Below are 13,427 nucleotides of genomic sequence, written 5' to 3' on the forward strand. Positions count from 1 at the left end.
CAGGCGCGCTACTGTCGCTGGTGTGACGACGTCAGGGATCGTGCTGGCAGGCGGGAGATCCGTCCGCATGGGCACCGACAAGGCGCTGCTGCGGTACGAGGGCAGCCGCCTGGTCGACCGTGCGGTGGCCCATCTCCAGCGGATCTGCGATGACGTGGTCGTGGCGTCCGGGCCGCGGACCATCCCCGAGCTGCGCGTGGCCCAGGTCCCCGACCGACCGACGGGGACCGGACCGCTGGGTGGTCTGGCCGCCGGCCTCGCCCGGGTGGATGGCGACGTCGCGTTCGTCCTGGCCGTCGACCTGCCCGACCCGGACCTGGGTTTCCTCGCCCGGCTGGAGTCGCACTGGCAGGGCGAGGCCGCGGTCGTCCCGACGGCAGCCGGACATCCGCAGCCCCTCCACGCCGTGTGGGCCACCGCCTGCGCGCCGGCGCTGTCGTTGCTGGCGGCCAGCGGGACCCGGTCGCTCATCGACGCCGCACGCCAGCTCGACGCCACGATCCTGGACGAGGCACAGACCGCCTCGCTGGTCGATCACGACCGGTGGGCGTGGAACCTCAACCGCCCGTCAGACCTCGAGGCCGGCAGCGCGTAGGGTCGCGGCGGCTCGCGCCGGGGCCACCCCGTCTGCGGTGGGCGGGAAGTCACAGGCAGCCAACCCGTCGCGCAGCGCGGCAGCGATCACGCGCGGGTCCGCAGGGTCCGTGTCGCGCTCGAGCAGCACCAACCGGCGTCCGGCGTCGACCCCGTCGACCAGCCAGAACCGTCGCCCACGTCCGTCCCAGGCGATGCGTGGATCGGACCCGGAGTCCCACCAGATGTCGGCGGTCTCGCGGAGCTGCGGCGCCTCGAGGCTGCCGGCGGAGGAACCGGTGTGGCTCACCGCGATGGCAGCTGCGGCAGCTGCGGCAGCAGCGGCAGCGGACGGCGGCCCTTCGGGCGACGATCGTCCAGGTAGGCCTTGAGCTCGGCGTAGACCTTCGGCGAGGTCATCACCGTCAGCTCGCGCTTCATGGATTCGTAGACCGGCGTCGACCCGCCGTAGGCCCGGTCGTCGTCGGTGGTGCACCACCAGTCGAAGTCCGACCCGCCCTCGCCCCAGGCACCGCGGTCGTAGGAGGTGATGGTCGTGGTGACCCGCTCCTCCCCGTCGTCGGCGACGTCGGTGACGATCTCGCGACGCAGCGGCACCAGCCAGCACACCTCGGGCTTGTAGTCCACGAAGTGGGCGTCGCGATCCATGGCGTAGTGGTGCAGCGCGCAGCCGGCCCCCCGGTGCCATCCGGTCCGGTTCAGGAAGATGCAGGCACCGTCGACCTTGCGGGTGCGCTCGGCCCCGTCGGACTCGGTGGCGACGATCCCCTTCTTGACGGCCCTGTCGTAGTGCTGCATGTACTCGGGGCCCAGCACGTCGACCATCTCGATGGTCCTGTCGCGGTCCTCGTCGTCGACGAAGTGGGCACCGAACCGGCAGCATCCCCGGTCGTCACCCGGCACCCCATCGGTGCCGGGACACCCCTGCCCGTAGATGCAGGAGTAGTTCGAGGTCAGGAAGGAGACGTCGAACAGGTACCGCTCGTGCGGTTCGTCGGGGTCGGTCAGGCTGACCCATTCACGGTCGAGCATTGGGCTCGAAAGGCTAGGTGGAGGGGGTCCACACCGCACGTGATCCGACATCGATGCGTGCTGCTTCCCCACCTCGGTGGACAATCCGTGGATAATCGGTGTTCATGGACTTCGAGTATGACGGAGCCGACGACCTCGGAGGACGCATCCTGTGGGGCAGGGTGGGCGTCCTCGGCCTCGCGGTGTTGCTTTTCTTCCTCTTCGGTCGCTGTACCGCAGGAGGTGGTGTCGACCCCGAGGTGCAGGCGAGCCTGGAAGCCCAGCTCGCCTCCGAACAGGCAACGACCGCCCAGCTGCAGGCCGACATCACGTCGCTGCAGCAGGAGATCGTGACCCTGAACGCCCAGATCGCGTCGGCCGATGGCGGTTCCACGATCACCGGCGACGGTACGACGCCCACCGACGGCGCCACCAGCGACGGGACGACGGCCACGCCCAACGCCACCGGCGGCCAGATCTACGTGGTGAAGGAGGGCGACACCCTCTCCGCCATCGCCGAGGCGGTGTACGGCGACCCGCTGCAGTTCGGTGCGATCGCCAGCGCCAACGGGATCACCGACACCAATCCACTCCAGGTCGGCCAGGAACTGCAGATTCCGGCCAACCCCGACGGCTGATCCCCGATCGGGGCCAGCCGCGGGCGCGGGTCACCCACGTGACCTGATCCGTCCGTCAGCGCGCCCGTTCGACGGCACGCTGGTGCCGAACACGAAGTCGAGTATTCTGCGGCGACCACCTCGCCAGAGGTGGTCATCGATTCGACCCTCGCGCAGGGCGACCGGTTGAAGGGGGCACATGTGCCCGACCGTCGACCCACCCGCGAGATCACAGGTCCAGGCTGCGAGCGTCAGCGCTCGCGAAAGGCAGGAGGTCCGCCATGACGGCAACGCCGTCCGATTCGCCCGAGCCCACCACCGACCAGGAGCCCGCACCGCCGGCACCGGTCACCGACTCGGACGGGGCGCCCCCCACCGAGGCGTCCGCTGAGGCGGCCCCCGTCGAGGCTGCGGCCTCCGAGGCCCCCACGACCGAGGCCCCCACCGCTGAGGCTCCGGCCCCCGAGGCTCCGGCCCCCGAGGCTCCGGCCCCGAGGACCCCGCCGCCGACGCGCCGGCCGAGGCCGAGGCACAGCCTGCCGAGGCACAGCCTGCCGGTCAGGACGCCGCCGAGGAACCGGCAGCCGACGCGCAGCCCACGGAGGAGGCGCCACAGGCGCCCGCCGAGGGACAGGCCGACGCCGACGCATCCGCAGGCGAGACGCCCGCCGCCGAGGCACCGGCCGAGGACGCCCCCGCAGGAGAGGCGAAGGCCTCCGGCGATGGGTCCGACGCCAAGCCGGCGGAGAAGAAAAAGAAGAAGAAGAAGCCGACGGGCCCGGACCCCTCGGCGATCGTCAAGCGGATCGGCGCGACCAGCGAGGCCGCGCTGGAGTACGTGGTCAACCCCGACCCCAAGCTCGCCCGCATGGCACGCAAGCACCGCGAGGCCGTCATCTCCGAGATCCCGCCGGTCACCGCCGGTGCGCTGCTCGGCCCCGACGCCCTCTGCCGGCACTTCCTCGCCAGCGCCGCCGCCGGTCGCTACCTCGACCTGTTCCACCTCTGGGAACTCTTCAAGCTCTTCCCCGACGAGTGCAAGCCGGTCCTCGCCTCGCGCCAGAAGGCGCAGGAGAAGGCCCGCAAGAAGATGCAGACGGCCACGCACCTGGGCCTGCTCGGCTCCGCCGAACGCGTCGCCAGCGACATCGACCGCGCGGCCGGACTGCCCTGGCGCTGGCTCCAGGAGATCCTCGAGCCGATGGGCCCGGCGATCCGCCAGCGTCCCGTGGTGCTCGCGGCGATGCTCCGCAAGGACCCCAGCTTCGAGGCCAACGTGCCCGAGGACCCCAGCGACCGCTGGCTGGCCGAGGCGGCTGCCCTGCGCGAGTCCGGTCAGGACGTCCCCGAGCCGATCGACACGCTCCTGGGTCGGTTCGCCGACCGTCTGCCGGCGACCCTCGCCACGCTGTCGATGACCCACGACCAGTACCCCGACCGGGTGCCGGCGCTCATCGACCGGGTCGACCTCGCTGCGAACGACATCGCCGCGGTGCTGGCCTGGGCCCGCGACCACGGCCACGGCGAGCAGCTCGTCGGCCGCATCGCCGAGGAGGTCCGCAGCGCCGCCGCGGAGAACCGCGCCGAGGGCCTGGCCCGCTGGAAGTCCTGGACCTCCCGCGGAGTCGAGCTGGAGATGCCCGAGTCCCTGCGCGTCCCCACCCTCGAGGGCCTGGACCTGGGTCGACCCGAGTCCGCCGACCTGATCAAGGCGATGGTCGACGACGGGGCAGACCTGGTGCCGCAGGAGATCCTCGACGGGGTGGCCGGTGACAACCGGATGCTGGGCGAGAAGGCCTACGAGGCCTTCGTCTGCGCTGGCTTCACCGACATCCACCTGCCGCTCGTCCTCGAGGGCAACCCGATGGTCCGCCCCGAGACGCGGTGCCCGGCCTGCCAGGCCTGGACCTGGGTCCGCCCGGGGCACGAGTCCCGTTGCCCGCACGACGGCATGCCGCTGGGCAGCAACCCCGACCAGCAGGCCGCAGAAGCGGTCGAGGCCGTCGACGCCGCGGTGTCGACCATCGACCCGGCCGGCCTGCAGCTGGACCCGCCGATGCCCAAGCCCGAGGTCGGTGAGCGGCCCTCCGCTCCCCCGCCCCCGTCGGCTCCGGTCGACGCCCCGACGACGAACGACGCGGTGCCGGCAGCTCCCGAGCAGGCCACTCCCGAGCAGGGACAGCCCGAGCAGGGACAGCCCGAGCAGGCACAGGCGCCCGCTGAGCAGCAGCCGGCGGCCCCCGAGGGATCATGAGCCGCGAGGAGGTCCGGCCCGTCGACCTGACGGCGCCGGACTTTCCCCGCCTCCATGCCCGTACCCAGGGCTTCTCCCTCGGTGTCCCGCGCAGCCTCACCGTCGCGGCCGAGCGGACGCTGTTCCTCCGCGGTGAGGGCGACCGTCCCGAGCAGGCGCTGTGGTGCCTCGACGGCGATGGGGAACGCTTGCTGGCCGATGCGTCGACGCTGATGCCGGCCGACCTGGCCGAGGACATCCCCGCAGAGGAGCTGGCCCGCCGGGAACGTGCCCGCGAGCGTGGCAGCGGCATCGTCGCCTACGCCACCGACACCGACGCCGACATCGCGGTCTTCGCCCTGTCCGGCAAGCTGATGGCCTGCGACGTGGCCAGCGGCCTGACCGAGCAGCTCGCGGTCGACGGTCCCGTGGTCGACCCGCGGCCGAGCCCCGACGGTCGCATGATCGCCTACGTCGAGCACGAGGCCCTCTGGGTCGTCCGCGCCGACGGCACCAACGCCCCACGCCTGCTGGCCCGTGACGCCTCCCCCGACGTCAGCTGGGGGCTGGCGGAGTTCGTCGCCGGCGAGGAGATGGGCCGCACCCGTGGCTTCTGGTGGGCACCGGACGGTCGCTCGCTGATCGCCGCGCGCGTGGACACCGCCCCGGTGCAGCAGTGGTGGATCGCCGGCCCGGTCGACCCCGATGCCCGTCCCGTCCGCATCCGCTACCCCGCTGCGGGCACGCCCAACGCCGACGTCACCCTCTCGGTGGTGGACCTCGGGGGCAACCGCACCGACATCGACTGGGACCGCGAGGCGCTGCCGTACGTCGCCGACGTCGTCTGGACTCCCGCCGGGCCGCCCCTGCTGGTGGTGCAGAGCCGCGACCAGCGGCGCGTTGCCGTGCTGCGGGTCGACCCGGCCACCGGCGCGACCGATGTCCTGGTCGACGACGTCGCCGACCCGTGGATCGAGCTCGTCCCCGGGAGCCCCACCCGCACCCCCGACGGACGGCTCGTCAGGGTCGTGCAGGTCGACGACACCCGGCGGATCGCGCTCGGCACCGGTGCGGACGAACGGCTGCTCGGCGACCGCGGCTTGACGGTGGCCAGCATCGTGTGCGCCTCCGACGATGCCGTCACCGTGACCGCCCACGTGCGCGCCACGCCATGGTGCACGGTCGTCGCGACCGTCGGCACCGACGGCACGACGACCATCCTGTCGGATCCCGATGGGGTCGCCGGAGCGACCGGTCGCCCCGACCGCCTGGCGATCGTCCAGCGACATCTGTCCGACACGACGACGACCGTGACCGTCGACGGCACGCCGCTGGCCTCCAACGCGCAGGTGGCTCCCGAGCTACCCGTGACCGTCGTCGGCCCCGTCGGCGGTGGCGACACCCCGGCGAGCTTGCTGCTGCACCCCTCCGGGTGGACGCCCGCCGACGGGCCGCTTCCCGTGCTGGTCGACTCCTACGGTGGTCCGCACGCCCGCAGGGTCCTTGCCGCCGGTGGCGCCCACCTGACCCCCTCGTGGTTCGCCGCCAACGGCTTCGCCGTGCTGGTCACCGACGGGCCCGGTGCCCCCGGGCAGTCGCTGGCCTGGGAAGCGGCCATCCATCACGACCTCGCCACCCCGCCCCTCCAGGGACAGATCGATGCCCTGCACCGGGCCGCCGAGGACCACCCGGGCCTGCTGGACCTCGACCGGGTCGGTATCCGCGGCTGGTCGTTCGGGGGCTACCTCGCCGCGCTGGCCGTGCTGCGACGGCCCGATGTCTTCCACACCGCCGTCAGCGGCGCCCCGGTCACCGACTGGACGCTGTACGACACCCACTACACCGAGCGGTACCTGGGTGTGGACGCCACCGGCCAGCCCTACGCCGACTCGTCGATCATCGACGATGCCCCCGCGCTGACCCGGCCGCTGCTGCTGATCCACGGGCTCGCCGACGACAACGTCGTGGCCGCGCACACACTGCGCCTCAGCCGGGCGCTGCTGGAGGCCGGGCGACCCCACGAGGTCCTGCCGCTGTCCGGTGTGACCCACTTCACCCCCAACGAGGCGGTCAACGCCAACCTGACGGCCTTGCAGCTGACGTTCCTGCAGCGCACGCTTGGCCTCGATGCCCCTGCCTGAGCCGGTCGCCCTCCCCTCCTCGGCCTGCGCGGGGTGCGGCGGTGCGCTGGCCGATGACGCTCGGTTCTGCCCGTCCTGCGGCACGCCGCGACAGGCCCCCGAGGGTCCGCCACCGGACGAGCGGCGGTTGGCCACGGTCGTGATCGGCGACCTCGTGGGCTTCACGGCCCTCGCCGAGACGCTGGACCCCGAACGGGTCAAGCAGCTCGTCGACCGGCTGTTCGGCCGTCTCGCCGCCGACGTCGCAGCGCACGGCGGAACGGTCGACAAGGTCGTCGGCGACTCGATCGTGGCGCTGTTCGGTGCACCCGTGGCCCACGAGGACGACCCCGAGCGTGCGGTCCGCGCCGCGCTGGCGATGCAGCGCACCGTTCGGGCCGTCGCCGTCGAGGAGGACGTCGACCTGCGGATGCGGATCGGCGTCAACACCGGCGAGGTCCTGGTCGGCGGCCTCGTGGCCGACGACTCGTGGACCGCGATGGGCGACGCGGTCAACGTGGCCGCCCGTCTGGAGTCCGCCGCGGATCCCGGCGCCGTCCTGGTCGGTGAGCAGACCCACCGTGCGACCCAGGACCGCATCACGTTCAGGCGTCGCGGTCCCCTGACGGTTCGGGGCCGCCGCGAACCGCTCGACACCTGGGTGGCCCTGCGCCCGATCGGCGAGCCCGGCAGCGAGCTGGACCGGCGCCGCGGTCCCGTCGTCGGGCGCGAGGTCGAGGAGCGGTTCCTCGACGCCATCCTCGACGTTGCCGTGGCCCGGCGACGCGCCCACCTCGTCGAGCTGATCGGCGACGCCGGCGTCGGCAAGCGCATGCTGGCCGACGCGTTCGTGGAACGGGCCCGCCAGCGCCACGACGCGCTGGTCCTGGAGGCCCGGATCCCGCCCTACGGCGAGGCCAGCATGTGGACCCCTGCCGCAGACATGCTGCGCAACGCCGTCGGCCTCGACATCGACCTCGACGACGAGGCCGCGATGACCACGGTGGTTGCCGGTGCCATGGGCATGTCGCCCGACGATCCCGAAGCGGCCCGCATGGCGTCGGCCCTCCACGAGCTGATGGAGCTCTCGCCCGACCGCACCGAGAACGTCGAGGCGGCGCGAGCCGCCGCCACCGCCGCCATCGTGACGCTGGTCCGCCAGCTCGCCGAACGACGTCCCATCGTGGCGGTCCTGGCGAACATCCAGTGGGCGGATCAGGCGATCATCGACCTGATGACCGACGTGCTGATGGGCCTGCGGCGCCTGCCGGTGATGGCCGTCACGACCAGCCGAGTCGGTGATCCCACCGACCACGTCCCCGACATCTCGGCGTTCACCGATGCCGTGAACGTCTCCTGGCTGCGCCTGGGCCCCCTCGAGGACGACGACGCGAGGGCCCTGGCACGCGAGCTGCTGGGACCGGCGGCCACCGACGAAGCCGTGTCCGCCGCGGTCCGGCGCAGCGGGGGGAACCCGCTCATGCTGGAGGAGATCGCCGCGCTCGCCGACGAGGGCGTTCGGGCAGACCGCGTCGAGGACATGCCGCTCACCCTGCGGGGACTGCTGTCGGCACGGCTGGACGTGCTCGACCCGGTCGAACGACGGATCGTCGAGGACGCCGCGATGATCGGCTGGACGGGACCTGTCGACATGCTCCTGGCCGTGGCCACCGACCGTGGGGAGCGCGAGGCGGCCGCGCTGCTGGAGGTCCTCGTCGACCGTGACCTGTTCGTGATCGAGGGCGACACCTACCGGTTCAAGACCGATGCCCTTCGCGAGGCCGCCTACCTGCGCCTGCCCAAGCGCGAACGGGTCGAACGGCACCGCGACATCGGTCGTCGGCTGGCGCATCCCTCCGGTGGCGGCACGACCCTCCGCCGACGCGCCCAACACCTGGCCACGGCCGCCGAGCTGGCGGCCTCGATGGGCCCGGTAGCCGACGACCTGCGAACCGACGCGGTCGAGGCGCTTGACGCCGCCGCCGAATGGGCTGGGCAGCGTGACCCGGCGGTGTCCCTCGTGTTCGCGGACCGGGCCATCGCCCTCGCCGACGACGCGCCGTGGACGATCAGGCTCCACCGGGCGCGTGCGCTGGCAGAGCTCGGCCGGATCGACGAGGCGACCGCGGCCGCCACGGCGATCGTGGACGCCGACCCCTCCGCTGCCGTCACCGCCCTGGCGTTGGTCGTCATCGGACAGGGCCTGCAGTCCCGAGGGCGCCTCGAGGAGTCCACCCGTGTCCTGGAGGAGGCGGTCGCGGCCGCACGCCGGTCCGAGGACGAGCACGCCCTCGCCACGGCGCTGCGGATGCTGGGGATGACCCTGATCTTCCGCGGCATGGAGCAGCCAGCCGCTCGGGCAGTCCACGAGGCCGGAGAGGTCCACGAACGCCTCGGTGACGTGGCGGGCATGGCCTGGGCGGAACAGCACGAGGCCTGGATCGCGTTCAACGCCGGGGACCTGGCCCGCGCCAGCCTGCTGGCCGCCCGGGCACAGGACCGCTTCGCCGCCGAGGGCAATCGCCTGGGCACGGCCTTCACCGCCGGGCTGCTGGGCTGGATCGACTTCCTGGCCGGCGACCTCGACGGGGCGATGGAGAAGGCCGAGCAGGCCCTGTCCACCGGGCTGCGGCCGGACACCCACGCGTTCGGTGCTGGTCTCGCGGAGGTCCTGCTCGCCGGGGTGCACACGTGGCAGGGCCGCACGGTCTCCGCCGCCGGGCACGCCACCGAGGCCATCCGGCTGCTGCACCACATCGGCCACCGATGGGGCGAGATGCTCGGCCACGCCGTGCGCGCACGGGCGCTGGCCCACCTCGGGCGGGCGGCCGAGGCGGCCGCCGAGGCCGACCGCGGAGTGGCGATCGCCGACCGCCTCGAGGACGTCGCCCACGGCAGCCTCGCCCGGATCGCTGCTGCCGGGATGGATCTGCACCAGGGCGAACCACGCCGGGCACGCAGCCGGCTGCCGGCCGCGCTGACCGCCACCCCCTCCCCCGACATCGACCGGCACCTGGCCCTGGCGGCCCTCCAGGAGGGCGACACCGACACCGCGCTGGTGATGGCCATCCGTTCGCTGCAGCCCGATGCCGGGCCCTCGACCGTCGTCGCCAACAGCGCGCTGGCCGCCCTCGTGCATGCCCGCGCGGGAGACGTCGAACAGGTGACGCCGTTGGTGGACTTCGTGGAGGCGGCCCCGGTCGCGAGCTACCTCGACCGCACGATGTCCCGGCTGGCCGCCGCCCTCGCCGCCCACCGCCGTGGCCTCCCGGCTGCCGTTCGTGGCCATCTCGACCACGCCCTCGGGGCCGTCGGTGATGCCCAGGACATCCCCGCACGTGCGCTCGTGACCCTGCTCGAGGCGGCGCTGTGCGGATCACCCGCGGACGTGGCCGCGGCGATCGAGGCCCTGCCCGGCGCCGGCATCACCGGCGACGGGTGGCTGCACGCCTTCGGCATCACCGTCCCAGCCGACACCGCCCCGACCGACACCGTCCCAGCCGAGACCGCCCCCGATATCCTCGGCGCCGATGTACCGAGATGATGTCTGCGCGGTGTGCGGGGAGTCCCTGCCACCGGACCACCTCTACTGCCGTGAACACGCCGCGGTGGTCGACGACCTGCTGCACGAGGTCGGCGAGGCCCTCCCCCGCCTCATCGGCGACCTCGACCGCGTCGCCGAGCTGCTGGACTCCATCGCGCCGGAGACCTGGGATTACCTGGCCGAGGACCACCCGGACGATCCGGAGTGGCCGCCCCCCGCCACGACGGTGCTGACCGCCGACGGGGCCGACGTGGACGTGGACGTCGACGCCGAACCCGGCATGGTCACCGTGTCGGTCCGCCACACCCTTGCCGCAACCCTCCGTGCGGTCCACGCCGCGCTTGCCGCCAGCGGCCTGGAGGACATGGTCGACGCTGCGCGCGACGCCGACGGTGCCGGGGCCACGCACTGACCCCTCGGGCGGGCCACCCGTCCACCACACCCGGATAGGCTGCCGCCCGTGACGACCTCCGCACCACCGCCGGCACGGACCACCGACGACCCGCCCACGTGGGACCTGACCGACCTGTTCGACGGACCCGACGACCGCGCGCTGCTCGACGTCGTCGAGGGCACCCTCGGCCACGCGAAGGCCTACGCAACCCGGTGGCGGGGGCGCATCGCCGACCTCGACGCCCCGCGCCTGGCCGCGGCGATCACCGAGTACGAACAGCTGGTGCTGCCGGTCCGTCGGGCGTCGACCTACGCCAACCTGCGCGTGGCCACGGATGGTGACGACCCGGCACGACAGGCGCTGGCCGCACGGCTGGCGGAGGTCACCGCGACCGCGCAGCAGGAGGTGCTGTTCCTCGAGCTGGAGCTGCTGGCGCTGCCGGAGGACCGGATCGCGACCCTGCTGCAGGAGCCGGCGCTGGCCGGGCACCGGCACTACCTGACGACCCTTCGTCGCCAACGCGAGCACGTGCTGGGCGAACCCGAGGAACGGGTGCTCACCGCGCTCGGACCCACCGGCCCGTCGGCCTGGCAGCGGCTGTTCGCCAACATGAGCTCCTCCATCCAGGTCCCGCGTCCCGACGGCCCGCCCCGACCGCTCGAGCACGCAACCGCCGACCTGCAGTCCCCCGACCGGCGTGTCCGCGACATCGCCACCGAGGGCATCTCGATGGCGCTGATGGGCGAGCTGCGGATCCGCGCGTCCATCTACGACACCCTCGTGCAGGACCACGCCATCCGCGACGACCTCCGGGGCCACGACAGCTGGCTGCACGTCCGCAACCTGGCCAACGAGGTCAACGACACACAGGTCCGCGCCCTCGTCGACGCGGTGACCGCGCGCTACGACCTCGTCGGGCGCTGGTACCGCCTCAAGGCACGGTTGATGGGGCTGGACACCCTTGCCGAACACGACCGCTACGCGCCCTTGCCGCTGGGCGACGCCCCGCAGCAGTTCAGCTGGACCGAGGCCCGTGAGCTCGTGACGGCGGCCTACGCCGACTTCTCCCCCGTCGCTGCGGAGATCGTGGAGATGCACTTCGACGAGGCGTGGATCGACGCGGTCCCCGGGGAGCACAAGCAGCCCGGGGCCTTCTGCGTGGCCGTCCCCGGCCAGCACCCGTGGGTCAACCTCAGCTTCACGGGCGCCGACAACGACGTGATGACCCTGGCCCACGAGCTCGGCCACGGCATCCACGGCTTCCTGCAGCGCGACGTCGTCCAGTCCTCCTTCGACGTCCCGTTGACGATGGCGGAAACCGCCTCGGTCTTCGGCGAGACCGTCACCCACCGTCGGCTGGAGGCCGCCAGCACCGACAACGCGACCACGCTGCGCCTCCTCGCACGTCGCATCGACGGCGAGATCGCCACGATCTTCCGGCAGGTCGCGATGTTCCGCTTCGAGGACGAGGTGCACACCCGGCGACGGGCCAGCGGCCAGCTCTCGGTGGAGGACCTCAACGGCATCTGGATGGCCACCCAGCGGGAGATGTTCGACGGTGCGGTCCAGCTGGGCGATCGGTACGCCCACTGGTGGTCCTACGTCCCGCACTTCGTGCATTCACCGGGCTACGTCTACGCCTACGCCTTCGGGAACCTGCTGTCCTTCGCCCTGCTGGAGCGTTGGGAAGCCGACGGGGACCGCTTCGTCAACGCCTACCTGACCATGCTGTCCAAGGGCGGCAGCGAGTCACCCGAGGACCTGCTGGCGCCGCTGGGCGTCGACCTGGCCGACCCGGAGTTCTGGCAGTCCGGCCTGGCGGTGCTCGAGGGGCTGATCGAGCGGGCCGAACGCCTCGCCGACACGGTGACGACCGCTCGCACGACCGGACCCTCCGCCGGCGCCCTCCCGGGCCGGTGACGATGGCCGACGCACCTCCGGGCCGGGCGGTCGTCACGGGTGGCGCCGGCTTCCTCGGCCGGGCGTTCGTCCAGCGGCTGAAGGGCGACGGCTGGGACGTGGTCGGGGTCGACGTGCGCCCGGGGCCGCTGGTGGTCAGCGGGGACGTGACCCGGCAGGGCGACTGGCTCGACCTGCTCGAGGGGGCCGACCTGGTCGTGCACACCGCGGCCCTGCTGGCGGAGACCGGTGACGAACGCGCGCACTGGGACGTCAACGTCGGCGGGACCCGGACGGTTGCCCGCGCCTGCCTGGACGCCGGCGTCGGCCGCATGTTGCACCTCTCCTCCGCGGTGGTGCTGGGGCGCGGGTTCCCCGACGGCGCCGAGGAGACCCAGCCGGTGCGGATGAGCGGCCACCCCTACACCGACTCGAAGGTGGCGGCCGAACACCAGGCGCTGATGGTTGCTGCCCGCGGCCTGCCCTTGACGATCGTCCGGCCGCTGCACGTCTACGGCCCCCATTCGGCGCAGTGGACGGTGCGCATCGTGCAGCTCATCGACAGGAACCTCTTCGTCCTGGTCGACGGCGGCCAGGGCACCATGACCCCGACGTACGTCGACGACCTGGTCGACGGGGCGTTGCTGGCGGCCACGAGCCCTGCCGGTGTCGGCGAGGTGTTCCACATCACCGGTGGGACCTCCGTGACCGCAGCCGACTTCTTCGGGGCCTACGGCGAGATGCTCGAGCGCACGCTCCCGTCGTTGCCGAGGGCTGCCGCCGGGGCGTTGACGGTCGCGGCGGAGAAGGTCATGCGCCCCCTCGGCCTGGCCCCGCCCTTCTCCAGCCGGGCGCTGGAGTTCATCAGCCAGACGGGCACGCCGTCGATCGACAAGGCCCAGCGGTTGCTGGGTTGGTCACCGAGGGTGACCCTGGAGGCCGGCATGGCCGCGACCGAGACGTGGCTGCGCGACGTGGGATTGATCGCGCGGGACTGACCAGCGCCGCCACTCGA

General features: G+C 72.8%; 11 protein-coding genes. 8 read left to right on the forward strand and 3 right to left on the reverse strand.

Annotation, left to right across the window (positions count from 1 at the left end; genetic code table 11):
• Positions 1–22: 22 nt before the first annotated feature.
• Positions 23–595, forward strand: coding sequence for a molybdenum cofactor guanylyltransferase (gene mobA / locus DVS28_RS15715; protein ID WP_216826074.1), 573 nt, complete (start codon positions 23–25; stop codon positions 593–595).
• On the opposite strand, the gene DVS28_RS15720 is transcribed toward mobA, so the two are convergent.
• Positions 569–883: a hypothetical protein gene (locus DVS28_RS15720; protein ID WP_114592301.1), complete on the reverse strand. Its 315-nt coding sequence runs from the start codon at positions 881–883 to the stop codon at positions 569–571. The two genes, mobA and DVS28_RS15720, sit on opposite strands and share 27 nt — an antisense overlap.
• A complete protein-coding gene (locus DVS28_RS15725) occupies positions 880–1,626 on the reverse strand; it encodes a DUF3109 family protein (RefSeq protein ID WP_114592302.1) in 747 nt (248 codons plus the stop codon). The genes DVS28_RS15720 and DVS28_RS15725 overlap by 4 nt, the downstream gene beginning before the upstream one ends.
• Positions 1,627–1,730: 104 nt before the next feature.
• Between DVS28_RS15725 and DVS28_RS15730 the strand changes: the two genes are divergently transcribed.
• Complete coding sequence (locus DVS28_RS15730; protein ID WP_164710611.1) at positions 1,731–2,243, forward strand: LysM peptidoglycan-binding domain-containing protein; 513 nt, start codon at positions 1,731–1,733, stop codon at positions 2,241–2,243.
• Between the two features lie 537 nt (positions 2,244–2,780).
• Here DVS28_RS15730 and DVS28_RS28500 read toward each other — a convergent pair.
• A complete protein-coding gene (locus DVS28_RS28500; RefSeq protein WP_164710612.1) occupies positions 2,781–3,068 on the reverse strand; it encodes a hypothetical protein in 288 nt (95 codons plus the stop codon).
• A 22-nt stretch (positions 3,069–3,090) separates the two neighbouring features.
• Between DVS28_RS28500 and DVS28_RS15740 the strand changes: the two genes are divergently transcribed.
• Genes DVS28_RS15740 through DVS28_RS15765 form a run of 6 tightly spaced genes read left to right on the forward strand, consistent with a single transcriptional unit; the run spans position 3,091 to position 13,410 of the window.
• Positions 3,091–4,476, forward strand: a complete 1,386-nt coding sequence (locus DVS28_RS15740) for a hypothetical protein (protein WP_164710613.1) — start codon at positions 3,091–3,093, stop codon at positions 4,474–4,476.
• Positions 4,473–6,596 (forward strand): S9 family peptidase, encoded by a 2,124-nt coding sequence (locus tag DVS28_RS15745; protein WP_114592306.1) that lies wholly within the window; start codon positions 4,473–4,475, stop codon positions 6,594–6,596. Before DVS28_RS15740 ends, DVS28_RS15745 begins: the two co-directional genes overlap by 4 nt.
• The gene (locus tag DVS28_RS15750) at positions 6,583–10,119 is read left to right on the forward strand and encodes an adenylate/guanylate cyclase domain-containing protein (protein ID WP_114592307.1); all 3,537 of its coding nucleotides are present in this window, start codon (positions 6,583–6,585) and stop codon (positions 10,117–10,119) included. Before DVS28_RS15745 ends, DVS28_RS15750 begins: the two co-directional genes overlap by 14 nt.
• Complete coding sequence (locus DVS28_RS15755) at positions 10,106–10,531, forward strand: hypothetical protein (RefSeq protein WP_164710614.1); 426 nt, start codon at positions 10,106–10,108, stop codon at positions 10,529–10,531. Before DVS28_RS15750 ends, DVS28_RS15755 begins: the two co-directional genes overlap by 14 nt.
• A 48-nt stretch (positions 10,532–10,579) precedes the next feature.
• On the forward strand, positions 10,580–12,433 hold the full coding sequence (locus DVS28_RS15760) for a M3 family oligoendopeptidase (protein WP_114592309.1): 1,854 nt from the start codon (positions 10,580–10,582) through the stop codon (positions 12,431–12,433).
• 2 nt (positions 12,434–12,435) lie between these two features.
• The gene (locus tag DVS28_RS15765) at positions 12,436–13,410 is read left to right on the forward strand and encodes an NAD-dependent epimerase/dehydratase family protein (RefSeq protein WP_164710615.1); all 975 of its coding nucleotides are present in this window, start codon (positions 12,436–12,438) and stop codon (positions 13,408–13,410) included.
• Positions 13,411–13,427: the final 17 nt, after the last annotated feature.

Origin of the sequence: Euzebya pacifica (assembly GCF_003344865.1) — a bacterium.
GTDB classification, from domain to species: Bacteria; Actinomycetota; Nitriliruptoria; order Euzebyales; family Euzebyaceae; genus Euzebya; species Euzebya pacifica.